Source organism: Flavonifractor sp. An100 (genome assembly GCF_002161175.1).
In the GTDB taxonomy this organism is placed as follows: domain Bacteria; phylum Bacillota; class Clostridia; order Oscillospirales; family Oscillospiraceae; genus Lawsonibacter.
This window is the reverse complement of the sequence record NZ_NFMA01000001.1, coordinates 17,374-44,116: the sequence shown is the minus strand read 5'-3', so window position 1 is coordinate 44,116 and position 26,743 is coordinate 17,374. Positions and strand designations below refer to the sequence as shown.

Sequence of the window (26,743 nt, the reverse complement as noted above, 5' to 3'; positions counted from 1 at the left end):
CTAAATCATTGGACTTCATCATATCACAAAATATATTTTTGTCAATGAAAAGCCCTGGAAGAATCCTCCAGGGCTTCTTTTTTATTCCGCCAGGGCCACGGCCTCAGCTACACGGATGCCGTCTACCGCCGCGCTGACAATTCCTCCGGCATAGCCAGCCCCCTCTCCGCAGGGGTACAGCCCCCGCAATGGGGACTGGAAGCTCTCGTCCCGGACAATCCGCACCGGAGACGAGGACCGGGTTTCCACTCCGGTGAGCACTGCGTCGGGGTGGCCGAACCCCCTCAGCTTTCGATCCATAAGAGGAATGGCCTGCCGCAGCGTGCCAATCACCTCGCCCGGCAGGCAGGAGTCCAAGGCAGTCCAGGTCACCCCCGGGCGGTAGGTGGGCTGAATCTCTCCCGCCCCCTGGGAGGGGCATCCGGCCAAAAAATCCTCCACGCGCTGGGCGGGAGCCCGAAAGTCCCCTCCCCCCAGTTGGAAGGCCGCCTGTTCCCACCGGCGCTGAAACCGGACTCCAGCTAACACGTCCCCCTCTGGAAAGTCCTCCGGCCCCACGCCCACCAGCAGTCCGCCGTTGATATTCGCCCCGTCCCGGGCGCGCAGGCTCATGCCGTTGGTGACCACTCCGCCCTGCTCCGAGGCTGCAGCCACCACCTGCCCGCCCGGACACACACAAAAGGTAAACGCGGAGCGGCCATTGGGCAGATGGCAGGCCAGCTTATAATCGGAGGGGGGCAGCTGTTCAAACACCGGGCCGTACTGCTGTTTGCTGATCGCCCGCTGACTCTGCTCAATCCGCACTCCGATGGCAAAGCTCTTCCGCTCCATAGGCACCCCAGCTTCCAGCAGCAGCTCAAAGGTGTCCCGGGCAGAGTGGCCGGGGGCCAGCACCAGGGCGTCACAGGGCAGGCGGTATCTCCCCTCCGGCCCCTCCACTTCCACAGCGGATATGTGATCTCCGTCCCGCTCCAGACCCACCATCTGGTGGCCAAAACGGACCTCGCTTCCCAGGCCAATCAGTTCCTGGCGAATGGTCTTGACCACCTGGCGCAGCACGTCAGTCCCCACGTGGGGCTTGTGGGAATACTTCACGTCGGCCGGCGCTCCGGCTTCCACCAAAGTCTCCATAACTGCCCCGATCCGCCCGTCATGGGTACCGGTGGTCAGCTTGCCGTCTGAAAAGGTTCCGGCCCCACCCTCCCCAAACTGCACGTTGGAGGTTTCATTTAAAACTCCACTCTTCCAAAACCGTTCCACATCCGCTGTCCGGGTGTCCACATCCTGCCCCCGTTCCAGCACAATGGGTGCCAGCCCATTTCGGGCCAAAAACAAAGCGGCAAACAGACCAGCCGGTCCCATCCCCACCACCACAGGAGGCAGGGCAGAGCGGCGTTTCACCTTTGGAAAGCGGTATTCGGTTCGCTCCACCAGCGTGACGTTTCGTCCCGGAGCTCGGCCCACCACTGTCCGTTCCTCCGGCAGGGATACATCCACCGTATATACATAATGCACGCCGCTCCGTCCCCGGGCATCAATGGACTGGCGGACAATTTCCATGGTATCCAGCTGGCCCGGTCTCACGCCCAGGGCCTGAGCGGCCCGCTTCTTTAATTCTTCCATTCCGCCGCCGATGGGCAGATTCAGATTTGCTACTCGGATCATTTTCATCACCATGGTACAGTCTATCACATCTGTATGAAAAGGAAAAGTCCTTCCTTTTTCTTACACTTTTCTTCTATATTATTCCATTTAAGCCAAATCTTAGTCTGTATTTTTACTTTTTCGACCTTTATCCTCTTTTTATGCGGGAAAAAAGGTGGAGCACCATCTCCTCCTTTTCCGCAGGAAATAAAAAGGAGGAACTAGCATGGCACGAAAAACGGTAGAGAGAAACATCGCCTTTGACGATGTCCGGCAGCTGTATTATGTCAGCATGGATTTGGGTCGAGACGATTCAGGGAAACGGATCAAGCAGTACCGCACCTTTCCCACCCTCACCGCCGCCCGAAACGGGCTGCGGGAGTTCCTGGCTCACCGGGAACAGGAGCGGCAATCCCCCCACCATCAGCTCACCTTAGATGATTGGCTGGAATACTGGATGGACACCATCGTCCGACCCAATCGGGCGGAGACCACCGTATATGCCTACCAAAAGATCATTGACAACCACCTCTCCCCTGCCTTGGGCCGCACCCCTCTTCTCAAACTCTCGCCCCGGGACATTCAGCAATACTATTCCCAGGTTCAGCGGGATGCGGGCCTGTCCTCCAATACCCTCCGGCGGCATCACGACCTGCTCTCCTCCTCTCTGCGCTCAGCTGTGCGCCAGGAGATGCTCCTCGTTTCCCCTATGGACCGGGTGGAGCCCCCTCGTTCCAAGCTCTACGAGGCTGACTTCTACAACCCCGAGGAGCTCAAACGCCTGTACCATCTGCTGGAAGGCCTTCCGCTGGAGCTGCCGGTGAAGCTGGCGGGCAGCTTGGGACTGCGGCGGGAAGAGATCTGCGGTCTGAAATGGGAAAACGTCAACTTCCCCCGCCGGGTGCTCTACATCCGCCAGGCCCGCACCGCCTTTGGCGCCACCATTATTCAAAAGGAAACCAAAAACCGCTCCTCGGTCCGCACCCTATATCTGCCCGAGGAGGTCTTCACGCTCCTCTCCGCCGAACTGGACCGGCAGCAGCGGGAGGTCCCCTCCCCTTCCGGACACGTGGTGTTGGATCACAAAGGGCTTCCCTACTCCCCCAACGCCCTCTCCCTGGCCTTTACCCGGTTTGTCCGAAATAATCAGCTCCCCCGGGTGACCCTCCATGGCCTGCGCCACTCCTTTGCCACCATCGCCTCCTTCCAGGGGGCCTCCCTCTTTGACATTGGAAAGGCCCTGGGCCATTCCACCCCGGCCACCACCGGGCGGATCTACACCCATCTCATTGACCGCACCCATGAGGAGACTCTCATGCGGGTCTCTGACGCTCTAAAATAACAAAAGGGCCCCGGATCTCACTGATCTGGGGCTCTTTTCTTTATTCCAGATGATCCAAATATCCTTCCACATCAAATTCCTCCAGCACACTGTCCTTGCGCAGGTACAGCGGATGGTGGGGGTGTCCCTTCTTGGAGCGTTTTCCGGCGGAATACCAGCAGGCTCCGTATTCCCGGCCCAGGGCAATCATGTCCCGAACACATTGGGGCAGATAGTCCCGCTTTTCAATGATCGTTCCCCAGGCCGCCCACACAGCGGGCTGCCCCCCCTTGTCCAGAGACAGGGCGTAGGCAAAGGCCTTCATGTTTTGGCTGTGGAGATAGTCGTTGCATTCTGGCTCCATATCATCCGGGTCGGTGGCCCGCTGGGCATAGACATTAAACATCAAAAAGCTGTCATAGCCGTTATGAAGCGCCACCCGTTCCACCGATTTCAACGTGTTATCCAGGTGATCGGGAGCCGCTGTGGAAGGGTTAATTCCCACACAAATCAGAGGTCTATCCCCCCGAGTCCCTAAAATGTACCGGTACTCCGAATAATAATTGGGTACATAGAGCCACTTCTTCACGTCATAGTCGTCGTTGGGACAGCTGGAGCACTCCAGGGCCCGCTGGAAATCGGCCAATTCCAGCTCGCTGGTCCGACAGGATGGAATATGCATGGGGATTCGCCTCCTCTTTTTCTTACCCCCACTATACCAGTCCCATCCCCCTGGCGCAAGTCGTCCTCTCTCACCCCGCTCTTCCTTTTTCCAACTTTTTTCATTGCTTATCCCCCATTTTTTATGCTAAAATGATGCCGATTCTCATAAAAAGGAGCTTTATCCCATGTATCACTCTTGGAAATATTTTTTATCCCGCGCCCTGCCCCTCACGCTGGCTGGCGCCATATCCATTTCTCCCATATGGGCTGCCCGCCAGCCCTCCATCCCCGAGGGCTGGACCTCCCCCTTTGCTGACGTGGCGGAGGAGGATTGGTTCTACTCCTTTGTGGCTTCCCTGAATGCCCAGGACGTGGTCCACGGCTACGATGACGGCCGCTTCGGTCCCAACGACACCACCCGGGCCGGCGACTCCATGATTATGGTCCTGAAGGCGGCTGGAAGCGGTACCATCTCTCCCAATCCCGGAGAGCACTACGCCGCTGGCTATGTCCGCTATGCTCTGGAAAAGGGCTGGCTGTCTCAGGAGGAGGTGCCGGCTGATCTGAACGGCCCTGTCTCCCGGCTGTTTATCGCCCATCTGGCCGCCAAGGCTCTGGGAGTGGTCCCCATTGCTGACGCCACTCCCTTTGCCGATGTGGATGACAGCTCGGTGACCGCCCTCAACCGGCTGGGTATTCTGGTGGGCAATCTGGTGGATGGGCAGCGCCTGTTCCACCCGGAGGATTCCATCACACGGGCAGAGCTGAGCACCATTGTTTGGCAGATTCAGCGGTATGCTGGACGGACTTCGGAAGAGGAGGAGTATTTTCCCTTCTACTCCTTTACCCTCCAGGTTCTGGACAACGTCCCGGCCAATTCCTATGACAACAGCGCTTTCCAGCTCAAGGACGGGCGGATGGAATATACCGGAGACGCACAAGCCACAGTGGGGATTGACATATCCTACCATCAGGGAGAGATTGACTGGGAAAAGGTGGCCGCTGACGGCATTGATTTTGCCATGATCCGGGGCGCCGGCCGCTACTATGGCAGCGGCAAAGTCTTTGAAGACACCCAGTTCCGCCGTAACCTCCAGGGGGCCATGGACGCCGGACTGGATGTGGGCGTATACTTTTTCTCCCAGGCCACCACGGTCCAGGAGGCCCGGGAGGAAGCCCAGTTTCTGTTGCAGCTGCTGGAGAAGTTTTCCGCCTTTGACGGCCCCGTAGTCTTTGACTGGGAAAACATTGACTATGACACCGCCCGCACCGACGGCGTAGACAGCAACACCATCACCGCAGCCGCCAACGCCTTCTGCCAGGAGGTAGAACAGGCCGGCTACCAGCCCATGATCTATTTCAACCGCTACATCGCCTACCTCCACTACAATCTGGAGGATGTGGCCCAATACCCCTTCTGGATCGCGGAATACGGTTCTTCTCCCAATTTCCGCTATGACTTTCAGATCTGGCAGTACACCGACTCTGGAACGGTGGACGGAATCCAGGGTCCGGTGGACATGAACATCGCCTTTCGTCCCTGATGGGAGAGGAACTTTTTCTCTGCCCCTTGTTCCCGGACGTGGTTTATGCTTTAATAAAAGCAGCTGAACTACTATGGAGAAAGGACGGAATTTCATGATTACTCTTCAGGATGTCCAACAGGCTCGGGAACGGATTGCCCCTTACATCGTTCGCACCCCGCTGCTTCGGATCCCCGCTTTGGATCAGGCTCTAGGGTGCCAGGTCTATCTGAAATTTGAAGGCTTCCAGCCCATCGGTGCTTTCAAGATCCGGGGCGCTATGAACAGGGCCCTGTCCCTGACCGACGAGGAGCGGGCACGGGGGCTGGTGTGCGCCTCCTCCGGCAACCACGCCCAGGGAGTGGCCTGCGCAGCCCAGCGTCTGGGCACCAGAGCAGTCATTGTGATGCCCACCAACGCCAATCCCGTCAAGCTCGCCGGAGTAAAATCCTTCGGTGGACAGGTGGAGCTGACGGGAACCCTCAGCTCCCAGCGTGAGGCCAGAGCTGCCCAGCTGGTGGCAGAGGCAGGAATGGTCAACGTCCACCCTTACGCCGACCCCTACGTGGCAGCGGGACAGGGCACCATCGGTCTGGAGGTGTTGGAAGACCTGCCCCAGTTGGATGCCATTGCCGTTCCCATTGGAGGCGGGGGACTGATCTCCGGTGTGGCCACGGCGGTCAAAGGCCTGGCTCCTCACGTAAAGACCATCGGAGTAGAGCCTGCCGGTGCCCCCCGGTACTCCAAAAGCCGGATAGCCGGTCACCCGATCCAACTGGATGGGGTGGACACCATTGCTGACGGCACCCGCTCCGACCACGCAAACCCGGACAACTTCGCCCTCATTGAGCAGCGGGTGGACGATCTTTGCACCGTAGAGGACCCCTTCATCCGGCAGGCGATGGTCCTGCTCATGTCCAAGGCCAAGCTCATGGTGGAGCCCTCGGGCGCACTTCCCGTGGCCGCCGCTTTGGCTGGCACTCTCCCGGTGAACAAAGGGGATAAGGTGGTATTCGTCCTCTCTGGAGGCAATGTGGACCCCGCTCTGGCGGCAGAGTTGCTCTCCCAACTCTCTAAATAAAAAATAAGTGTGCGAAATACTGCACTCCATAAAGAGCAACAATAAAGCTGTACCCCATTTACTAGACAGTATCATTTACTGAATAGCAAATGGGGTACAGCTCAATTTTGTTAATGTACGTTTGATCGAATGGTATGGCCCAAAAGAAAGGTCATGGCTATATTTTAATTACTTACTCGATCAATTCCGCTACGTAACTCCCAGCACACGGGGCAGGAACAACGCCAATTCCGGAACAAACGATACAATGACCACCGCAGAGATTAGGGCAATCAAATAGGGAACCATGCCTTTCACAACCTCCATAAAACCTTGACCAGTCGTGGCACAGGCAGTGAACAAGTTTAATCCGAAGGGCGGTGTCACCATGCCGACGATTAGAGCCAGGCAGAAGATCATAGACAAGTGCAGTTCATTGACCCCTAGCTCCAAGCCAATGGGGACTAAAATGGGGCCCAGAATCAGCATGCTGGCAACGGTTTCCATCAAGCAGCCAATCACAAACAGGATAATCAGAAGCACGATAATATATACGTATTTACTGCCTAGGAACGGAACAACCTGCGCCGCAATTTGTGCTGGAATACCAGTGGCGGACAAAATCCAGGACAAAATGGCCGACATGCCCACAATAACAATAACCATGGCAGAGGTTTCTACGGTCTTGATCAGGGATTCCAGCAGGTTCTTAAAGGTCAGTTCCCGATAGCAGAAACCCAACACCAGTGCAAAAACGACACAGACCGCGGATGCTTCGGTGGGAGTGAAGATTCCCCCATAAATCCCTCCTAAAACAACTATGGGGAGAAGCAGTACGCCCCAAGACTGTGTAAACGCTTCCCAGATCTCCCGCAAGGAATAACGTGTCCTGGTCTGGGCAATACCCTGCCGTTTGCAGATAAAAATATTGGTAACAATCAAGAAAAGTGACATCAGCAGCCCAGGAACTACGGCCGCCATAAACATAGCAGGGACAGACACGCCAAACGTGGTACCATAAACGATCATACAGATGCTGGGCGGGATAACTGGGCCTAATGCACCACCACAGGCTAGGAGTCCAGCTGCCGAGTTTTTATGGTACCCTGCCTTCATCATAGCTGGATAGGTGATGGCGCCAATTGCCGCCACTGTAGCTGGACCAGAGCCAGTTAGTGCTGCAAACACAGCGCAGCACAGCACCGTAATCGTTCCGATCCCACCAGGAATCCAGAAAAACGCCTTATCTAAAAAATTGACTAACCGCTTTGAGAGGCCGCCCTTGTCCATCATATAACCCGCTAAGGTAAATAGCGGAATGGCAAGAAGCGTGTAGTTATCCATGCCGTTGAGTGAGCGCTGTGCAATCAAAATCAGCGGCTGCATTTGAGCGTGGAGAATGTACCCGATGCCAGAATAGGCAATACTGAAACAGACAGGGACTCCCAAGAAAATAAACCCAATTAGAATCCCAAAAATAACAAGTGCACTCACTGGGCCACCTCCATCTCATGACCAGTCAGTGTGTTGACCAGCCGCTGCACCGCTCCTATGATGATCCCAAAGGCCCCTACAGGGATCGCAGTGTAGACGTAACACATCGGGATCCGCAGCATACTGCTCAGTTGCCGGGAGGTGGCATCCACACATTTGATCCCCTGCACCAAAAGGATTACAGCACAGATGATCACCATAATATCCAGAAAAATTTCATGCCACTTTCTTGCACGCCCTCTCAACAGATCGTGTAAGATTGATATCCATGCATTTGACCACCGCTGGGTACATACCGCACTGCCTACAAAGCCCAACCATACAAAACAGTATCGACTGATCTCCTCCGTTCCGGAAATGGCATTTCCCAGAACATAACGTGTAAATATTTGGGCGGAGCAGGCAATTACGATAACGCACAGCAACACAACACCCAGATAAGTATAAATCCTGATAATTGCGTTGCACACCTTATTGAAGAGCCCCATGTATTGCTTCCTCGCTTTCCATTCAGCCGCTTATTCGTTTTGGAGTTTATTCCAATTTCATTTATCAGATAATGATCTGTTCTTAAACCAAAAAGATCCCGATGGAAATTGTTTTAACAATTTCCATCGGGATCTTTTTTATTCTTTCGTTCTCCCGCTCTGGGACAACTAACGTGGGTGGGACACGTTTTATTTTTCTTTAACTAAGCGGGAGCGCAGGCCAGAATAACGGCGGGTCTGCCGGTCGTTGGCCACCATCCGCTCCACGGTCTGTTCGTCTCCCACCACAATAAACAGCTCCTTTGCCCTGGTTATGGCGGTATACAGCACCCCCCGGGTCATCAGCATGGGAGCCCCCTCCAGGGCGGCTAAAATCACCGCCCGGTACTCGCTGCCCTGGGCCTTATGCACCGTCACGGCAAAGGCAGGCTCCAGCTCTCCCAGCATATCGGGGGAATACTCCACCGCCTTGCCATCAAAGTCCACCGTGATAACCTCTCCATCGATGGAGCGGATCACTCCGATGTCTCCGTTGAACATCCCCATGCCGGAGCGGAGTCCGCCCTCCTCCCGCCAGAGGATATCGTAGTTGTTCCGCACCTGCATCACCCGGTCCCCCGCCCGGAAGACCCAGTCGCCAAAGCGGCGCTCCCCCTTTCCCTCAAGAGGAGGATTGAGGGCAGCCTGGAGAGCTTGATTCAGCGCTCCCGTCCCGGTCCCCCGCCGCCGGGTGGGGGAGAGCACTTGGATTTGATCGGCGGGAATCCCCAGCCGCTCCGGCAGACGGCGCCGGCACAGATCCACAATGGTCTCCACCGCCCCTCTGGGGTCCCGGCGGTAGAGGAAAAAGAAGTCGTTGTCATTCTTGCGCAGATTGGGCACTTCTCCCCGGTTTACCAGGTGGGCATTGCGCACAATGGCGCTCTGGGCCGCCTGGCGGAAGATCTCAGTCAGACGGATAGTGGGCACCACTTGGCTGCGAATCAGGTCCCCGAAGAGATTGCCCGGCCCCACGGATGGCAGCTGATCCGGGTCTCCCACCAGCACCAGCCGGCAGTCCCCCTCCAAGGCATCCAGCAGAGCGGCCATCAAAGGCACATCCACCATGGAGGTCTCGTCCACAATCACCGCATCGGCTTTGATGGGATCATAAGAGTTATGGGTAAACACCAGACGGCCGGTCTGGGGGTCAAATCCTGTCTCCAACAGCCGGTGGATGGTGGAGGCCTCGGTCCCGCACAGCTCCCCCAGCCGCTTGGCTGCCCGCCCGGTAGGGGCTGACAGGGCCGTCTCCAGCCCCATGGTCTCAAAGAGGGCCAGTACCCCCCTCAGGCAGGTGGTTTTACCAGTGCCTGGTCCACCAGTCAGCAGCATGACTTGGCGCTGGGCCGCCAGCTCCACCGCCCTCCTCTGCTCAGGGGCGTAGGTGATGTGCTGCCGGCTTTGGATCTGCCCCAGCACCCGGTCCAGATCCTCCGGGGGACACAGCTCCGCCCGGCTCATCTCCCCGATCCGCCGGGCGATAAAACACTCCGCCTCATACAGCGCGGGCAGATAGATCCCGTCCTGCCCCGCCACCGGCTCCTCCTCCAGCTCGCCCCGCTGAATGAGACTCTCCAGGCACTCCTCCAGCAGCTCGCCGGACACCTCCAAGAGTGCCGACGTGGCCTCCACCAGCTTTCGGTGGGGCAGGAAGGTGTGGCCGTTATTTACATTGTTGTGGGCCATTTCAAAGATCAGGCCCGCCTCCAGCCGCTGGGGGTCCTCCGGCCCTACCCCCAGAGACAGGGCCAGAGCGTCCGCCTGGGAAAACTCCACCTCGTACTCTTCGTTTACCAACAGGTAGGGGTTGGCCTTCAACACCTCCAGCGCTACGTCTCCGTAGCTGCGCCGCAGAGATACCGCCAATTCCAAGGGTAACTGGTGGGCCCCCAGAAATTCAATGAGGCGGCGCATGCCCATCTGCTGCCGAAAGGCCTCGCTCATCTGCCTGGCCCGCTTGGGGGTGATCCCCCGGATCTTGGACAGCTGCTCCGGGTGCTCCTCCAGCACGGTCAAGGCCTCCTCCCCAAACTCCTCCAGCAGCAGCCGGGCAGTGGCCTTTCCCACCCCCTTCACTGCTCCCGAAGCCAGGTAGTGGTAAATTTCCTTCAAGCCCTGGGGCAAGCGGCGCTCCACCGTCTCCGCCTTGAACTGCACCCCATAGGTGGCATGGCGCACCCAGCCGCCCTCCACGGCCAAATATTCTCCGGGAGAGACACCGGGCATGGTGCCTACTACGGTAATCTCCTCCCCCTTCACGTCCAGGCGGAGGATGGTATATCCGTTCTCTTCATTCTGGAAAATTAACGAGGAGACGGTCCCCTCCACCTGGTTGGTCTGTTCCAACGCTTCCAATGGGTTCCGCCTCCTCTCTTCTATGATCGTATCATGTAATCTGCCAAATCAGACATGGGCCACAGCACGACCCCGGGCCAGCGCTGGGCCAGGCGCAGGGCCATCTCCCAGCCCTCCGCGGTCAGGTCCACATTGGCAATGACCACAGGACAGTTGAGAAGCCCCAGGCCACGCAGCCATATGATGGCCCGCACCGTCTGCTCCAGCCCTTCTCCCTCTCCCCGGCCGGGGATCACCACCCGAAAGCTCTCCTCGGGGATGGGCCGCAGCAGCCGTCCAAACAACCACCAGGACAAAAAGGCCAGCCCCAATGCCCCTATTCCGGCCATCAGAACATCCAACAACAGCTCCACAGGGCAACACCTCCGGGCCATCCTATGCCGGAACAGGGATAAACGTTTCTGTTCTCCGCCCCAAACAAACTTTTAAACGGTGCTGGAAAACAGATTGATGCCCACATGGGTGAGGGCCAGCATGATGCATCCGGCTGTGAGCACGCCCAGCACAACAGCGGGCAGGGCCTTTTTCAGCCGCATATCCAAGAAGGCGGCCGCCAGAGAGCCTGTCCAGGCTCCCGTCCCGGGCAAGGGAATGGCTACAAACAGCCACAGGCCCAGATACTGGTAGCGCTGGACCTTCTGTCCCTTGAGGTGGGCCTTCCGCTCCAGCTTGTCCACCAGGCCGTTGAGCCGTGGCAGATACCGGCGCATAAGCAGGAACACTCGCCGGATATAGACGATGATGAAGGGGGCGGGGATAATGTTTCCCAGCACTGCTGCCGGGAAGGCCAGATGATAGGGCAGGCCAAGAGCCACCCCAAAGGGCAATCCTCCCCGCAGCTCAATAATGGGGACCATGGACACCAGCATGGTGAATACCATTTTCCCAAGGGTCGTATCGGTCAGCCACTGAATAATTTCCATGGATTACCTCGCCTTTTATCTGTTTCTATCCCGGCAGTCGGCCATTACCGTGTCTGCCAAATAGGAGGCAAAGGCCTCATACTTCTCTTTTTCCCAGGGTTTAGGGTAGGTCATGACCACCAAATCATGCCCCTGAAAGCCGGGCCGATAGGGGGGATGGATATGGGAAAAAGGATTTTCCCAAAAATTCAGCTTTTCATAAAAATGCTTCCGCCGCACCGACACCGCTTCCACGGGAGGGTCGATCTCCAGCACAATGGGCCGTCCCCGCTCTCCCAGGGCCCGCAACGCCTGGGAGCCGTAGCTTTGTCCCCGCAGGGCCGGATCAATGGCAAAGTGCTCCACATAGCGCCCGTCCCGGTACTCCCAATAGAGGAGGATGCCCACAAAGGAGCTCCCCTCCAAAATTACCTCATAGCGGTAATCGGGATGGGAGAGCACCTTCTCCTGCTTCTCCCGGGTACGCTGCTCGTGGATGGGAAAGCTCTCCTCATACAGGGCAAAGGCCCGGGGAAACAGGGGGTGGTCCGGGGCGGTAATACGCGTAAATTCCAGCATCGCTTCTCCTTCCCTCCCCAATTCCAGCTTATTCCAGCATCCGCTTTAAATACTGGCCCGTATAGCTTTCCGGGCAGGCCGCCACGTCCTCTGGGGTTCCGGTACACACCACAGTGCCCCCTCCCGTTCCCCCTTCGGGGCCCAGGTCGATGATGTGGTCGGCGGTTTTGATCACATCCAGGTTGTGCTCGATGACCACCACGGTGTTTCCGCTCTCCACCAGGCGCTGGAGCACCTCGATAAGCTTGTGGACGTCGGCGCTGTGGAGGCCGGTGGTGGGCTCGTCCAGAATATAGATGGTCTTGCCCGTGGAGCGCTTCGAGAGCTCCGTGGCCAGCTTCACCCGCTGGGCCTCGCCGCCGGACAGCTCCGTGGAGGGCTGGCCCAGCTTCACATAGCCCAGGCCCACCTCCTCCAGAGTTTTCAGCCGGTTATAGATCCGGGGCAGATTCTCGAAGAAGGGCAGGGCCTCGTCCACCGTCATTTCCAGCACTTCGTAGATGTTCTTCCCCTTGTAGCGCACCTCCAGGGTCTCCCGGTTGTAGCGCTTGCCCTTACACACCTCACAGGGGACATAGATGTCGGGCAAAAAGTGCATTTCGATTTTGATAAGGCCGTCGCCGGTACAGGCCTCACACCGGCCTCCCCGGGTGTTGAAGGAGAACCGGCCCGGGCCGTAACCCCGGCTCTTGGCATCGGGGGTGGAGGCAAACAGGTCCCGGATATCGTTAAAAAGGCCGGTGTAGGTGGCAGGATTGGACCGGGGGGTGCGGCCGATGGGAGATTGGTCGATATTGATGACCTTGTCCAGGTACTCCTCCCCCTCGATGTGGTCATGCTTTCCCGCCCGGACCTTTACCCGGTTCAGGTCGGCTCCCAGCTTTTTATAGAGGATCTCGTTGACCAGGGAGGACTTGCCGCTCCCCGACACCCCGGTGACGCAGGTAAAGGTGCCCAGGGGGAAGGCCACGTCCACCCCCCGCAGGTTGTTTTCCGCCGCCCCAAAGATTTTCAGGTACTTGCCATTCCCCTTCCGCCGCTCCTTGGGGACGGGGATTTTCTTTCTTCCGGCCAGGTAGTCTCCCGTGATGGAGCCAGGCGTGTTCATGACCTCCTCCGGGGTACCAGCGGCCACCACCCGGCCTCCGTTCACTCCGGCTCCAGGGCCGATATCCACGATATAGTCGGCCTGGCGCATGGTGTCCTCGTCGTGCTCCACTACCAGCAGGGTGTTGCCCAGGTCCCGCAGCTCCTGGAGGGTGGCCAACAGCTTGTCGTTGTCCCGCTGGTGCAGGCCGATGGAGGGCTCGTCCAGAATATACAGTACCCCCATGAGGGAGGAACCGATCTGGGTGGCCAGACGGATGCGCTGGCTCTCCCCGCCGGACAGGGTGCCCGCCTCCCGGGACAAGGTGAGGTATTGCAGACCCACCGAACGCAAAAAGCCCAGGCGGTTTTTGATCTCCTTTAAAATCTGGGCGGCGATCATGGTTTGAGTGGGGGTGAGCTCCAGGTGCTCCATAAAGTCCAGGGCGTCGGTGACGCTCTTGCGGCAGTAGCTGTCAATGTCCAGTCCCCCCACGGTGACCGCCAGGGACTCCTTCTTCAGCCGCCGCCCCTGACAGGTGGGGCAGGGACACTGGGACATGCACTCCTCCAGCTCCCGCTTTACCCCGTCGGACTGGGTCTCCCGGTACCGCCGCTCCAAATTGTTGACGATTCCCTCAAAGGGCTGGTACAGGGTGCCCTGTCCCCGGGGCTGGTCATAGTGGAGGGTGAGCTTCTCCCCACCGGTGCCGTAGAGAATCACATCCAGCACCTCACGGGGCAGATCCTTGATGGGGGTATTCAGCTTGAATTTGTACCGCTTGGCCAGAGCGTCAAAGTACATCCGGGCAATGCCGTCGGATTTAATGTTGTTCCACCCCGAGGCGGTGATGGCCCCCTCAATAATGGACAGATTTTTATTGGGGATGATAAGGTCAGGGTCGATCTTCATCTGGGACCCCAGACCCATACAGGTGGGACAGGCGCCGAAGGGGTTGTTGAAAGAGAACATCCGGGGGGTGAGCTCCTCGATGGACACCCCACAGTCCTCACAGGCGTAGTTCTGGGAGAAGAGGATATCCCGGTCCTCCCCCACCACATTGATGACCACCAGCCCCCCGGCCAGATTGGAGGCCACCTCCACCGAGTCGGTGAGGCGGCGGGTGATGTCCTCCCGGATGACCAGGCGGTCCACCACGATCTCAATGTCATGCTTTTTGTTCTTCTCCAGCTTGATCTCCTCGCTGAGATCGTAGGCGATGCCGTCCACCCGGCAGCGGACATATCCCGACTTCCGGGCGTCCTCAAAAATCTTGGCGTGCTCGCCCTTCTTTCCCCGGATCACCGGGGCCATGACCTGGATCCGGGTGGCCTCAGGCAGGGCCAGGACCTGGTCGATGATCTGGTCGATGGTCTGCTGCTTGATCTCCTTGCCGCAGATGGGGCAGTGGGGGGTGCCCACCCGGGCCCAGAGCAGACGGAGGTAGTCATAGATCTCCGTAACAGTGCCTACGGTGGAGCGTGGGTTTTTGGAGGTGGTCTTCTGGTCGATGGAGATGGCGGGGGACAGGCCGTCGATATAGTCCACATCCGGCTTCTCCATCTGGCCCAAAAACATCCGGGCATAGGAGCTCAGGGACTCCACATACCGCCGCTGACCCTCGGCGTAAATGGTGTCAAAGGCCAGGGAGGACTTGCCGCTTCCCGACAGGCCGGTGAGCACCACCAGCTTGTCCCGGGGGATGGACACGTCGATATTTTTTAAATTGTTGACCCGGGCGCCTTTGACGACGATATGAGTATGCATTGCGCTTCTCCTTTAGATATGAGGTAATGACGAAATGAGGGGGCAGCGGTCATTCCTGGGTAGTTAAATCTGCCGTGGAGCCTCCCACCAGGGCGATGAGGTCGGCAGGCTTCAGCTCCACCTGGTAGCCGATCTTGCCCGCGGAGACCATAATGGTGTCAATGATCTCCGCTGTCTCGTGGAATACCGTGGGATACTGCTTTTTCATGCCCACCGGGGAGCAGCCCCCGTGGACATAGCCGGTGAGGGGGAGCAGCTCCTTTTGATGGAGCATGGCGATGGACTTCTCCCCCACCGCCTTGGCTGCCTTTTTCAGGTCCAGGGTGTACTCCACCGGGATATCAAAAACGTAGAGTCCTCCGGAGACCCCCCGGGCCACCAGGGTCTTGAACACCGTCTCCGGGTCCTGGCCCAGGGACCGGGCCACTGTGGCCCCGTCCACCGGCACCCCCTCCTCGTGGTCGTAGGTATGAGGGGTGTAGGGGATCCTCTTTTGCTCCAGCACCCGCATAACGTTGGTTTTTTCTTCTTTTTGCTTGGCCATGGTCTTACTTTCCTCTCAGCTCGATAATCTGATCCCGCAGGGCGGCGGCCAGCTCGAACTCCAGCATCTTGGCCGCCTCCTTCATCTCCTTCTCCAGCCGGGCGATACGCTCGGCCTTCTGCTGCTTGGTGAGGGCGGGCTGTTCTCCCTTCCGCTCGGCGTCGGTGCTCTCGGACACCCCGATCTCCAGTAGGTCCCGCACCGACTTAATGACCGTCTTGGGGACAATGCCGTGGGCCTTGTTGAAGGCGTCCTGCTTCTCCCGGCGGCGCTCGGTCTCGTCAATAGCCCGGCGCATGGAGGGAGTGATGGTATCGGCGTACATGATGACCATGCCGTCGGCGTTTCGGGCCGCCCGTCCGATGGTTTGGATGAGGGAGGTCTCGGAGCGGAGGAAGCCCTCCTTGTCCGCGTCCAGGATGGCCACCAGGGATACCTCGGGCAGGTCCAGGCCCTCCCGGAGGAGGTTGATACCCACCAGCACATCGAAGGTGCCCAGTCGCAGATCCCGGATGATCTCCATACGCTCCATGGCGTCGATGTCGTGGTGCATATACCGCACCTTGATCCCTGCCCCCTGGAGGTAGGCGGTGAGGTCCTCGGCCATCTTCTTGGTCAGGGTGGTCACCAGCACCCGCTCGGAGCGGGCGGTGCGGGTATGAATCTCCCCGATGAGGTCGTCGATCTGCCCCTCCACCGGGCGCACCTGGATGCGGGGATCCAGCAGGCCGGTGGGCCGGATGACCTGCTCCACAATTTGTCCCGACCGGGTCCGCTCGTACTCCCCAGGGGTGGCGGAGACGTAGACCACCTGGTTGACCCGCTTTTCAAACTCCTCAAACTTCAAGGGCCGGTTATCAAAGGCACAGGGCAGGCGGAAGCCGTAGTCCACCAGGGTGGTCTTTCGGGCCCGGTCTCCGTTGTACATGGCCCGGACCTGGGGCAAGGTGACGTGGCTCTCGTCGATAAAGAGCACAAAATCCTTGGGGAAATAGTCCAGCAGGGTATGGGGGGGCGAGCCCACCGGACGCCCCTCAATGACCCGGGAGTAGTTCTCAATACCGGAGCAGTAGCCCAGCTCCTGCATCATCTCCACGTCGTACATGGTGCGCTGCTTGATACGCTGGGCCTCGATGAGCTTGTTCTCCCCCTCAAAAAAGGCCACCCGCTCTTCCAGCTCCTTATAGATCTCCTGGATGGCGGCGTCCATCTTCTCCTTGGGGGTGACATAGTGGGTGGCGGGCCAGATGGGGATGTTGGTCAGGCGGCGGATGGGGGTGCCGGTGACCACATTGATCTCACTGATGCGGTCAATCTCGTCCCCAAAAAATTCCACCCGGATGGCGGTGTCCTTCCAGTAGGCGGGCCACACCTCCACGGTATCCCCCCGGACCCGGAACATATTACGCTCAAAGGCAATGTCGTTGCGTTCATAGCGGATGGACACCAGCTTTTTCAGCAGCTCGTCCCGCTCCAGAACGGCTCCCACCCGGAGGGAGACCATCATTTTCTCAAAATCCTCCGGCTCGCCCAAGCCGTAGATGCAGGACACGGAGGACACCACAATCACGTCCCGCCGCTCCAGCAGAGAGGCCGTGGCGGACAGGCGCAGGCGGTCAATTTCCTCGTTGATGGCCGAGTCCTTCTCGATAAAGGTATCGGTGTGAGGAATGTAGGCCTCGGGCTGATAATAGTCATAGTAGGAGACAAAGTATTCCACCGCGTTGTTGGGGAAAAACTCCTTAAACTCCGCGCACAGCTGGGCGGCCAGAGTTTTGTTATGGGCCAGCACCAGGGTGGGCCGCTGCACCGCCTCGATCACCTTGGCCATGGTGTAGGTCTTGCCCGAGCCGGTAACGCCCAGCAACGTCTGCTCGTCCAGTCCCATCTCAATTCCCTTGGCTAGGGCCTCAATGGCCTGGGGCTGGTCGCCGCTGGGGGTATACTCCGAAACCACTTCAAACCGGTCCATATTTCTCGCCTCCTTACCGCTAGTCTCTCCGTTCTCGGCCCATTATATCAGAACGAATGTTCCAATACAAGCAGTTTTCGCTCCTTCTCCGAACTTTTTCTTTGGGAGAAGGAGCGAAGAAATTTATAACAGCTGATAGAAGGGACGGTGGCCGTCCCGCTGGGACTGCTCCAGAGAGATGGCATCTCCATCCACAAACACCAGGTGGTCGATGAGATTCAGGCCCACTCCGGCCAGGGCTGCCCGGATAGTGTCGGTGGCCTGCCAATCCGCCTGGGAGGGAAAGGCCAGGTTATCCACATGGTTGTGGGCCAGATACACGCCGGATGCCCGCAGGCCCATGGCCTCTTCCACAATACGGCGGATGTTGATATCTGCGGCATAGATGCTGCCCTCCGACACCTTCCGTACGCCCAGTGCCTTACGTTTGCTGTCCAGGCACAGGATATAGACCATCTCATTCCGGGCCCCGTAATAGTAGGGGGAGAGCTGTTCCACCGCCCGCTCCGGACAATCAATGATCTCCCCCGGGCCGCTGCGCTGGTCCAGATAGCAGCCACCCAGGGCTGGGACCAGCTTCAGAAGGGTAATGGTATGCTCCCCCACGCCCGGCACTTTACTTAGCTCATCCACCGAAGCATCCAGCACCCCAGACAGGGAACCAAACCGCTCCACCAGTTCGTGGGCCAGACTGTTCACGTCCCCCTGGGGGATGGCGTAAAACAACAACAGTTCCAGGATGCGGTGATCTGGCCACCCCTCCAGTCCCCGGACCAGAAACTCCTGCTTCATCCGCTTGCGATGGCCCATATGAACGGACATGGCTACCTCACCCTCTCCCTTTAATATTTTGTAATGTTTATTGCTTGGCTCCGTACTGCTCCAAATAGGCCTCCATTTTGGCCTTCATGTCGTCATCAATGTAGACCTTCCCATCCACCGGACGGTTGTGGAGGAAGTCAATGACCTCCCGCACGGTGACGATGGGGAAGACCTGGATACCGTAGTCCTGGCGCAGCTCGTCCAAGGTGGAGCACTCCCGGGTCCCCCGCTCCATCCGGTCCACAGAGACAAACAGAGCCTTCATATTTACCTTAGCCACATGCTTGAACAGCTCAATGGACTCCCGCACCGCAGTTCCGGCGGTGACCACATCCTCGATGATGGCTACGTCGTCCCCGTCCTGGGGCTTATAGCCCACCATGGAGCCTCCCTCGCCGTGGTCCTTGACCTCCTTGCGGTTGAAGCAGTAAGGCAGGTCCCGGTCATAGTTGCGGTACAGAGAGGCAGCGGCAGACACCGCCAGGGGGATACCCTTGTAGGCCGGTCCAAACAAACAGGTGATTCCCTGGGGCATGTGCTCCTGAATACAGGCCGCATAGTAATCACCCAGCTTGGCCGCCTGGGCTCCGGTTTTGTAGTTTCCGGTGTTTACGAAATAGGGGGTCTTACGCCCGCTCTTTGTAGTAAAGTCCCCAAAGGTCAAAACGCCGGAACGCACCATAAAGGTAATAAATTCCTCTTTATAGGTCATGATACTCAAACCTCACTTTTTCAATCTGGCTGCCCAGGTATAGGCGAAATGGAAATCGAATTATTATACCACTCCTTTCTTGGTCATACAAGGAAATCCCCTTCTTTTTTCTACAAAAACTTTCTTAATCCTACCTTTACTTTACGTTCCTTCCCTTCTCTGCTATAATAGTTTAGAAATGCAACTTTCTTTTCTCTTTGCCTCATTCATGAAAGGAGACGATCCTGTGCCCGTGCGAAAAACCTTTCGCTTGTGCTATAATTGGTTTCGTGATCAATTTATCCGCATTCCGGAATTTCCACGAAATATATTGGTCACAGTCCTCTTTCTTTGCGCCGCCTATCTGATCAGTGGGCTGCTGATTGGCCATACCGGGGGAGAAAACAATTCTGCCCTTGTCTTTGTTCTGGCCGTCGTCTTTATCTCCCTTTTGACTACCGGCTACTGGTATGGCATTTTAGCCTCATTGGTCAGTGGCTTCTGTATCAATTATTTTTTCATGGTTCCCTATGCCGCCTTCTCCCTGAGCTACAGCGGCTATCCGGTAGCCATGCTGTCTATGGTGGCCATCTCCTGCGTGGTATGCGCCCTCACCGCCCGGGTTAAACTCCAGGCCGCCGAGGCCGTTCGCCGGGAGAAAAACACCAAGGCCCTCTATGAGCTCAACGAGCGGTTGAATCAGGAGAAAAGTGCCATCCAACTGGAATCGGCCCGGGAAACCATCCGCAGCAACATTTTACGGGCTGTCTCCCACGACCTGCGCACTCCCCTCACCTCTATCTCCGGCGCTGCCTCCGTCTTGCTCAGCAGCCCGGAGACCTCTGAAAAAAATATAGCTATGCTCAACGACATCAAAAGCGATGCCGATACCCTTATTATCATGGTGGAAAATCTCCTCTCTGTTACCCGAATCCAAGACGGCACTATCCCCTTGAAAAAACATGAGGAGATGTTGGAGGAGGTAGCTGGCGACGCTGTCCTCACCACCCGCCGCCGCTTCCCCAGCTGCAAGGTGGGGTTAGACTTGTCCGATGATATTTTGTTCCTCCCTATGGACCCTATGCTGATTAAACAGGTTATGGTCAACCTGTTGGAAAATGCCATCCGTCACTCCGGTGACACCGAACACATCACTCTTCACCTCTTCCGGCAGGATCAGTGGGCTGTCGTAGAGGTACGGGACCGCGGCAAGGGACTATCTGCTGAGGTGTGTCAGGCTGTCCAAAGCGGCAAACCTTTGCCCCGCAGTCTTTCCGGCGACTCCACCCGTGGAATGGGTATTGGGTTGTCCGTTTGTCAGAGCATCATTAAAGCCCATGGCGGCTTCTTTGCCGCCGGTAATAATCCGGAGGGCGGAGCGGTGTTCCGCTTCGGCCTCCCCATGGAGGAAGCCCCGCATGACTGAAAAACGTGTGATCCTGGTGGTGGAAGATGAACACGCCATCAGTAACTTTATCTGCCGCGCCCTAAGCGCCAACGACTACAAGCCCATTCCCGCTACCAGCGGAAAAGAGGGGCTGTCTTTATTTTTCTCCCATTCCCCTGACTTGGTACTGCTAGATTTAGGGTTGCCTGATATGGATGGACTGGATGTGCTGTCCCAACTCAGCTCTCTTCCCAACGAGGTTCCTGTTATCATCATCTCTGCCCGAGACCGGGAATCGGAAAAGGTGAAGGCCCTGGATATGGGAGCGGACGACTATGTGGTAAAACCTTTTGGTGTCTCTGAGCTGCTAGCCCGGATCCGCACCACCCTGCGACGGGCAGACCGCATGAAGGTCAGCCAGGGCATTCAGCGCGACGTCTATCAGGTCAAGGACCTGACCATAGATATCTCGAAACACCAGGTCATTCAGGGGGACGAAATCATCCACTTTACCCAAAACGAGTTTAAAATTCTGGAGCTGCTTGCCATTCACGCCGGTAAGGTCCTTACTTACGACTTCATTTTAGAGCATGTCTGGGGGCCCTATGGAGGTAACAGCAGCAACCAGATTCTCCGCGTTAACATGGCCAATATCCGCCGAAAGCTGAAAGAAAACCCCTCCGAGCCCAAGTACATCTACACTGAGCTGGGCATCGGCTACCGCATGCTGGAGGATTGACAAATTCCGCCCGTCTTTAAACGAGACGGGCGGAATTTTCTTGCAAATCCTTTGCACTTTTTTAACGGAAGCCTCTCAGTCGTTAACACCCATTTTATTTTCTTGCTGCTATAATGAGGGCACAAAGTGAGACAAGGAGGCAATCATCATGGAAACGCGTTTGAAGGAAGCACTTTGGGAAGGGGAAGAGGTCCGCTGGTCTGGACGTCCTAAGCCCTTTGAATTGATGGAACAGAGCTTTAAATCCTCTATCTTACTTACTTGGGCTGTATCTGCCTGTGTATTGGCTGCCGTACTGTATCTGCTGGTGACTTCCCTGGCCTCCGGCACTCGTACCATTGGCGATGCCTTTATCTTAGCTATTATCACCCTGTTTCTGCCCGCCATTCTCTCCGCCCGCCCTATCATGGACAAAAAGTGCCTGGAGGAAAAGACCATCTACGCCATCACCAACTTCCGTATCATCGCCATTGTGAAGGACGAGGTTATGTACCTCCCCATCGGCAAGGGCATGAAGGTGGCTGTGGAACAGCAAGCAGATGGCTGCGGCAATCTCCGCTTTGGAGAACTGGTTGGTAAGCCCTCCAAAAAGAGTCGTGCCCACGCAGTCCTGGGTCTTCGTTCTTCCGATGAAAGTCGGGACGTGCAGGGTCTTCTCTTCTACCATGTGGACCAGCCCGATCAATTGATGCGCTACCTGGCTTGACTGTTGGGTTCCCTCACTTCTCCCAGCAGTCCTCTGACGGCTGCCGACCACCAGTTTTCTCTCCTGACTGGCCCCTCCGGCATCCGGTATACATGACGGCTCCCTTCCGCCAAGGGGAGCCGTCTTCTATTTGATTCTGAACTAAAAGGACTCTTCCACAGCTCTTGTGTGGAAGAGTCCTTATTGTGTCATGTCCTTTCGAAGCTGTTCCAAGGCACGGCGTTCCAACCGGGATACCTGCACCTGTGACACGCCGATAATCCGGGCTGTCTGTACCTGGGTCATTCCCCGGTAATAGCGCAACAGAAGCACCTGCTGCTCCCGCTGGGGCAATTGGGCCATTGCTGCCCGAAGGGCCAGCCGCTCTACCAGCCCCTCTTCTTCTCCCCCTGCCGTGAGCATCCCCTCCAGGGTCAGACCACTGTCCCCCGTCTCTGTCTGGAGGGAAACCACCGGCTCAGAGGCTGTTTCTGCTGCGGCAATCTCCTCTGGGGTGAGGCCAGTCTCCTGGGCCAGCTCGGACAGGGAGGGCTCCCGTCCCAGCTCTGACGCCAGGCGGCTGCGAGCACTGCGAATGGAGACTCCCCGCTCCTTTAACCCTCGGCTTACCTTCATGGGACCATCATCCCGTAGGAAGCGTCGAATTTCCCCCGCAATTTTGGGCACTGCATAAGTAGAAAACTGAGTCCCAAAATCCGGGTCATAGCCCTGTACTGCCTTCAAAAAGCCCAGACATCCCAGCTGATACAGGTCATCCGGCTCTACGCCCCGTCCATAATACCGGCGAACCACACTCCAAATCAGCCCATTATTCTCCTGTAGCACCTGCTCACAGGCCTGATTATCTCCCCGCCGGGCCGCTTCCAACCGATCCGACGAGGATATTGTACCGCTCATCGGCCGGAGCGGCGGGCAATCTTCCGCCGCATGGTCACCGTGGTGCCTTTCCCCGGTGTGGAGCGAACCCGAAGCACATCCATAAAGCTCTCCATAATGGTGAAGCCCATTCCGGAACGCTCCTCACTCCCTGTGGTAAACAATGGCGTTCGCGCCTGCTCCACATCTGCAATCCCCACACCCCAGTCCCGAACAACAATTTCCAGTGAGTGGTCCTCCCGAAGGCGCAGCTTCATTACAATTTTTCCCAAGGTATCTGGGTAGGCATGGACGATAGCATTGGTCACCGCCTCGCTCACCGCGGTTTTGACATCGTTGATCTCCTCCAACGTGGGGTCCAGCTGGGCGGCAAAGCAGGCGGCAGCCGCTCGGGCAAACCCCTCATTGGATGAACTGCTGGGAAATTCCAAAGACACGTAGTTTTCTACTTTCATTATGTAGGTCCTCCTCTGTGTTGGACCGGCTGCCGTCCGGTCCCTCCTCATTCAAAGCGGATCATGCGCTGTAGCCCCGCCGCCTGAAACACTTTACTGGCCTGGGCCGGCGTGTGGATGACCCGAAATGCCCCTCCTAATTGACTCATTCGTTTCCACGTCCGCAACAGTACCGCAATGCCCGAGCTGTCCGTAAAGGTCAGCCCCTGCAAATCTAACGTTAGCTCCCGGGGCAGCAGGGTATCGATCTGCCGGTCCAGCTCCTCCATGATCTTTTTGGCCCCATGGTGGTCCAGCTCCCCTGACACCTCTGCAACCAACCTGCGGTCCTCCTGTGTACACGACACTGGCATCGTCGCTTCTCCTTTCCGGGCGGACACGTATGTACGCGCCTCCCACATTCCTCTTCCGACCCATTATAGGACAGCCCCCCAGTCGGATTTTGCCTCTTTTCCTGTCTGCGTTCATCTTTTCCCTCCTAATATACAAAGATTTATTTTACAAACCGGCCCAATTGGCTTATAGTGTACATGTAGATCGGGAACTGCACGCGTGGCCAGACAGGAGGTTCATCCATGTCCAATCAACTCCATCTAACTTATGGAAGCATCACCCCTCAGCTTATCCGCCTATGTATCCCTCTGCTGTGCGCCAATGTGCTACAGCAGCTATACAATATTATTAACTCCCTGGTTGTCACCTACTACATCGGGGACAACGCCTTTGCTGCTCTGGGCGTGGCCGAGAGCGTGATGAATCTCTTTATTTACGTCATTACCGGGGCCTGTATGGGTGCCTCCGTTTTAATTGCCCAGTTTTATGGGGAAAAGAATTTCCCTCGTCTGCGGCAGCAGCTGTATGTATCTGCGGTCCTGATGGGCAGCTGCACTCTCATCGCTGTTCTGCTGGGACAGATCTTTTTGCCTCAGCTCCTGGCCATCATTCAAACCCCGGAAAGCCTATTGGAGGATGTATCCATATATCTGCGCATCATCCTCCTCGGCATGCTCTTTACCTTTACCTATAACTATCTGGCCTCCACCCTCCGCGCTGTTGGAGATACCAAGGCTGCTCTATGCTTTTTATTTATTTCCCTTCTCTACAACCTGGCCGCTGCCTGGCTGTTTGTGGCTGTGATGGATCTGGGCATCACCGGCACCGCTCTGGCTACCGCCTCCGCCCAGATGCTCTCCTCCCTGCTTTGCTACCTCTATATCCGCAAGCGCCGACCCTTCCTCCGGGTGGAGCGGGCCGATATGAAGATGGAAAAAAGTCTGGTCCATTTGACCAGCAGCTACGCCGCTGTGGCCGCTCTGCAGCAGTCCAGCCTCTATTTGGGGAAGCTGATGATCCAGAGTGCCGTCAATGGCATCAGCCTCATCAGCACTGCCCCCATCTCCGCCTTTACCGCTGCCAACCGCGTCGAGAATTTTATTCAGGCTTTTGGCTCCAGCGGCTGCGAGGCCACCGCCATTTTCATTGCCCAAAACCGGGGCGCCGGAGAGGAACAACGAACCTTACAGGGCTTCCTCCGGGGATTTTCCCTCCTGACGGCCATGGGTCTGCTGTTCTCCCTTCTAATGCACCTACAAGCTCGACCGCTCTCCGTTTTGTTCCTGGGAAATGACCTTGAGAGTGTCGCCCTTTGTATCTCCTATCTCCAGGTCATCAGTTGGTTCTACTACCTCTCTTTCCTGGGGCACGCCTTTGTGGGCTGGTTCCGGGGTAATGGCCGGATGAACATCACCTTCTGGGGCACCACCATTCAAATCGCCGCTCGAGTGGTAGGCACCTACTTACTCGTCGATGCCATGGGGCTGGACGCCGTAGCTCTAGCCACCGGCTTGGGCTGGGTCTTGATCGTCGCCTTTCACTCCACCGTCTTTTACCTGGGCTGGAAGGGAATTTGGCCCAAGGACCTCAACCTCCACCATGACATACCCGACACGTAACAAACAAAAACGGAGCGATTCCAATTGGAATCGCTCCGTTTTTTCTTTTCTACTCCGCTCTGCCAATCTACATTCCTACCTGGAGGGCACGATGTCTAAGCGCCTGCTGGGTCACCCAGCCACGCCGGTTCCAATACACTGCGATGCTCACCAGCGGTGGAAACAGGTCGGATACCGCCTCGGCATAAAAGGCGCCTGTGGCTCCCATCAGCATGGGCAGCACAAACAAAGAGACAAAGTATACGCTCTTTCGGAATATCGACAGGGGCAGGGAATATTGAACCATTCCCATTCCGGTAAAGCCGTCGATGATCACATACTGCACCGCCAGAGGGATCACGCCCAGGGTAAAGATCCGAATGGCCTGCACCGCCAAAGCAGACACTTGAGCATCCGGCGTAAAAATACGGGTAAAGGGGGCACTGAAAAACTGGCCCACCACAAACAAAACACTGGCAAAAATCAGGCACAGGGTCAAGATATATTTTTGGGCCTCCACAATCCGCTCCGGCTTTCCAGCCCCAAAATTGTAGCCCAAAATAGAACCGGTTCCTCCCGTAATACCCGCCATAGGCATGGTGATGATCAACATAAAGGACTGGGCAATGGTGGCACCCGCTACCAGCATATCGCCCTTGGTGGGGCCACCGTAGCTCTGTAGGATGGCGTTGAGGGCAATGATCATCAGGTTATCCAGGGCAATGATGAGGAAAGGGGACAGCCCCAGCAGCAGTACCCGACGCATGAGCTTGAGCTCATAGCCTCCAAAGGTAATCCGCACCGGAGGCACCGGCCCGAAGAGGAACCGCAGCACAAACAGGCAGCTGCCCAACTGGCTGAGTACGGTAGCAATGGCAGCTCCCCGCACTCCCAACCCAAAGGCAAAAATAAAAACAGGGTCTAGCAGAATGTTCAGGGAAGCGCCCAGCATCACCGACTGCATGCCCTTTTTGGCAAAGCCCTGGCAGATAACAAACTGGTTCAGACCACTGGACAGCAGAGCAAACAGCGTCCCGGACAGATACCAGGTGTAATAATCCAGAGCATAGGGCAGGGTAGTGGGGCTGGCGCCGAACAATAACAATAGGGGACGACGTACCGCCAGAGCCCCAGCTGCCAACACCGCCGAGAGCAAACACAGCATCAAAAAGCAGTTGGCCAAAATCTTTCGTGCCGCAGGCAGGTTCCCCTCGCCCATGCGGATGCTCATCAATGGCGAACCACCAATTCCCACCAAAAAAGCCACGGAACCGATCATGGTCACCACCGGACCGCACACACCTGCTCCCGCCAAAGCCAGATTTCCCACCTCGGGAATGTTTCCGATATAGATCCGGTCCACGATACTATACAATACGCTCACAAACTGCGCCAGCATGCTGGGAATAGCCGTGCGCAGCACCAGCTGCCGGATCGGGTCTCGGCCCAGATCGTTTTCCAACTTCATCGCTTCTCCGCCCTCTTTACAATCCAGATCGCTCCATTGCGCAGGCCATTATAGCATCCCCTATATTCCTTGTAAATTGGGCAAAAGTATGGGTTTTCTCCTGTTTTTTTAGGAAAAGTGGCAAAACTGCTCAAACTGCCCCGTTTCCTTTCTCCTCTGACTCCTCTTTTTTTCCTCTCCCCCTTGACAGTCTATAAAAGTGTGTTATACTGTGTATATAGTATATA

The 26,743-nt window shown here is 57.0% G+C and carries 24 protein-coding genes; 7 read left to right on the top strand and 17 right to left on the bottom strand.

All coding sequences use genetic code 11. From position 1 onward, the window contains the following. Positions 1–81: 81 nt before the first annotated feature. Positions 82–1,665 carry an FAD-dependent protein gene (locus B5E43_RS00195; RefSeq protein WP_087392938.1) on the bottom strand — a complete coding sequence of 528 codons (1,584 nt, stop codon included), beginning with the start codon at positions 1,663–1,665 and terminating at the stop codon, positions 82–84. A 205-nt stretch (positions 1,666–1,870) separates the two neighbouring features. Between B5E43_RS00195 and B5E43_RS00190 the strand changes: the two genes are divergently transcribed. After that, positions 1,871–2,986, top strand: coding sequence for a site-specific integrase (locus tag B5E43_RS00190; RefSeq protein ID WP_087392739.1), 1,116 nt, complete (start codon positions 1,871–1,873; stop codon positions 2,984–2,986). Positions 2,987–3,026: 40 nt separating this feature from the next. Here the strand turns inward: B5E43_RS00190 and B5E43_RS00185 are convergent, their stop codons facing one another. Next, the gene (locus B5E43_RS00185) at positions 3,027–3,647 is read right to left on the bottom strand and encodes a DUF1643 domain-containing protein (protein WP_087392738.1); all 621 of its coding nucleotides are present in this window, start codon (positions 3,645–3,647) and stop codon (positions 3,027–3,029) included. Between the two features lie 166 nt (positions 3,648–3,813). Between B5E43_RS00185 and B5E43_RS00180 the strand changes: the two genes are divergently transcribed. Together B5E43_RS00180 and B5E43_RS00175 are read left to right on the top strand one after the other, a co-directional pair. Further along, positions 3,814–5,172, top strand: a complete 1,359-nt coding sequence (locus B5E43_RS00180) for a GH25 family lysozyme (RefSeq protein WP_087392737.1) — start codon at positions 3,814–3,816, stop codon at positions 5,170–5,172. Positions 5,173–5,266: 94 nt separating this feature from the next. After that, positions 5,267–6,232, top strand: a complete 966-nt coding sequence (locus B5E43_RS00175) for a threonine/serine dehydratase (protein ID WP_158098917.1) — start codon at positions 5,267–5,269, stop codon at positions 6,230–6,232. A 189-nt stretch (positions 6,233–6,421) separates the two neighbouring features. Here the strand turns inward: B5E43_RS00175 and B5E43_RS00170 are convergent, their stop codons facing one another. From B5E43_RS00170 to pyrE, 11 genes are all read right to left on the bottom strand, one after another. After that, positions 6,422–7,705 carry a TRAP transporter large permease gene (locus tag B5E43_RS00170; protein WP_087392735.1) on the bottom strand — a complete coding sequence of 428 codons (1,284 nt, stop codon included), beginning with the start codon at positions 7,703–7,705 and terminating at the stop codon, positions 6,422–6,424. Next, a complete protein-coding gene (locus B5E43_RS00165; RefSeq protein WP_087392734.1) occupies positions 7,702–8,193 on the bottom strand; it encodes a TRAP transporter small permease in 492 nt (163 codons plus the stop codon). The genes B5E43_RS00170 and B5E43_RS00165 overlap by 4 nt, the downstream gene beginning before the upstream one ends. 189 nt (positions 8,194–8,382) lie before the next feature. Beyond that, positions 8,383–10,590, bottom strand: a complete 2,208-nt coding sequence (locus tag B5E43_RS00160) for an ATP-dependent RecD-like DNA helicase (RefSeq protein ID WP_087392733.1) — start codon at positions 10,588–10,590, stop codon at positions 8,383–8,385. 20 nt (positions 10,591–10,610) lie between these two features. Further along, a complete protein-coding gene (locus B5E43_RS00155) occupies positions 10,611–10,943 on the bottom strand; it encodes a hypothetical protein (protein WP_087392732.1) in 333 nt (110 codons plus the stop codon). A 72-nt stretch (positions 10,944–11,015) separates the two neighbouring features. Continuing rightward, the gene (locus B5E43_RS00150) at positions 11,016–11,513 is read right to left on the bottom strand and encodes a small multi-drug export protein (RefSeq protein ID WP_087392731.1); all 498 of its coding nucleotides are present in this window, start codon (positions 11,511–11,513) and stop codon (positions 11,016–11,018) included. Positions 11,514–11,528: 15 nt separating this feature from the next. Next, positions 11,529–12,071 carry a GNAT family N-acetyltransferase gene (locus B5E43_RS00145; protein WP_242964648.1) on the bottom strand — a complete coding sequence of 181 codons (543 nt, stop codon included), beginning with the start codon at positions 12,069–12,071 and terminating at the stop codon, positions 11,529–11,531. 28 nt (positions 12,072–12,099) lie between these two features. After that, the gene (uvrA, locus tag B5E43_RS00140) at positions 12,100–14,925 is read right to left on the bottom strand and encodes an excinuclease ABC subunit UvrA (protein ID WP_087392730.1); all 2,826 of its coding nucleotides are present in this window, start codon (positions 14,923–14,925) and stop codon (positions 12,100–12,102) included. A 49-nt stretch (positions 14,926–14,974) separates the two neighbouring features. Further along, positions 14,975–15,469 carry a Cys-tRNA(Pro) deacylase gene (gene ybaK / locus B5E43_RS00135; protein ID WP_087392729.1) on the bottom strand — a complete coding sequence of 165 codons (495 nt, stop codon included), beginning with the start codon at positions 15,467–15,469 and terminating at the stop codon, positions 14,975–14,977. 4 nt (positions 15,470–15,473) lie between these two features. After that, on the bottom strand, positions 15,474–17,441 hold the full coding sequence (uvrB, locus tag B5E43_RS00130) for an excinuclease ABC subunit UvrB (RefSeq protein ID WP_087392728.1): 1,968 nt from the start codon (positions 17,439–17,441) through the stop codon (positions 15,474–15,476). 123 nt (positions 17,442–17,564) lie between these two features. Continuing rightward, complete coding sequence (locus B5E43_RS00125; RefSeq protein WP_242964647.1) at positions 17,565–18,251, bottom strand: JAB domain-containing protein; 687 nt, start codon at positions 18,249–18,251, stop codon at positions 17,565–17,567. Between the two features lie 49 nt (positions 18,252–18,300). After that, the gene (gene pyrE / locus B5E43_RS00120; RefSeq protein WP_087392726.1) at positions 18,301–18,975 is read right to left on the bottom strand and encodes an orotate phosphoribosyltransferase; all 675 of its coding nucleotides are present in this window, start codon (positions 18,973–18,975) and stop codon (positions 18,301–18,303) included. A 226-nt stretch (positions 18,976–19,201) separates the two neighbouring features. On the opposite strand from pyrE, the gene B5E43_RS00115 reads away from it, so the two are divergent. From B5E43_RS00115 to B5E43_RS00105, 3 genes are all read left to right on the top strand, one after another. Further along, complete coding sequence (locus B5E43_RS00115) at positions 19,202–20,380, top strand: DUF4118 domain-containing protein (RefSeq protein WP_158098916.1); 1,179 nt, start codon at positions 19,202–19,204, stop codon at positions 20,378–20,380. Next, entirely contained in the window at positions 20,373–21,080 is a 708-nt protein-coding gene (locus tag B5E43_RS00110) for a response regulator transcription factor (RefSeq protein ID WP_087392724.1), read from the top strand. The genes B5E43_RS00115 and B5E43_RS00110 overlap by 8 nt, the downstream gene beginning before the upstream one ends. A 148-nt stretch (positions 21,081–21,228) precedes the next feature. Beyond that, positions 21,229–21,786, top strand: a complete 558-nt coding sequence (locus tag B5E43_RS00105; protein ID WP_087392723.1) for a hypothetical protein — start codon at positions 21,229–21,231, stop codon at positions 21,784–21,786. A gap of 180 nt (positions 21,787–21,966) precedes the next feature. Here the strand turns inward: B5E43_RS00105 and B5E43_RS00100 are convergent, their stop codons facing one another. From B5E43_RS00100 to B5E43_RS00090, 3 genes are read right to left on the bottom strand one after another with little or no spacing between them, the layout of a single operon-like run. After that, positions 21,967–22,683 (bottom strand): sigma-70 family RNA polymerase sigma factor, encoded by a 717-nt coding sequence (locus B5E43_RS00100; RefSeq protein ID WP_087392722.1) that lies wholly within the window; start codon positions 22,681–22,683, stop codon positions 21,967–21,969. Then, positions 22,680–23,117 carry an anti-sigma F factor gene (spoIIAB, locus tag B5E43_RS00095; protein ID WP_087392721.1) on the bottom strand — a complete coding sequence of 146 codons (438 nt, stop codon included), beginning with the start codon at positions 23,115–23,117 and terminating at the stop codon, positions 22,680–22,682. Before spoIIAB ends, B5E43_RS00100 begins: the two co-directional genes overlap by 4 nt. Positions 23,118–23,164: 47 nt before the next feature. Continuing rightward, positions 23,165–23,470, bottom strand: coding sequence for an STAS domain-containing protein (locus B5E43_RS00090; protein WP_087392720.1), 306 nt, complete (start codon positions 23,468–23,470; stop codon positions 23,165–23,167). Positions 23,471–23,692: 222 nt separating this feature from the next. Here B5E43_RS00090 and B5E43_RS00085 point away from each other — a divergent pair, with 222 nt between their 5' ends. Beyond that, entirely contained in the window at positions 23,693–25,069 is a 1,377-nt protein-coding gene (locus B5E43_RS00085; RefSeq protein ID WP_087392719.1) for an MATE family efflux transporter, read from the top strand. A 67-nt stretch (positions 25,070–25,136) separates the two neighbouring features. Here the strand turns inward: B5E43_RS00085 and B5E43_RS00080 are convergent, their stop codons facing one another. Beyond that, entirely contained in the window at positions 25,137–26,516 is a 1,380-nt protein-coding gene (locus tag B5E43_RS00080) for an MATE family efflux transporter (RefSeq protein WP_087392718.1), read from the bottom strand. Positions 26,517–26,743 lie beyond the last annotated feature (227 nt).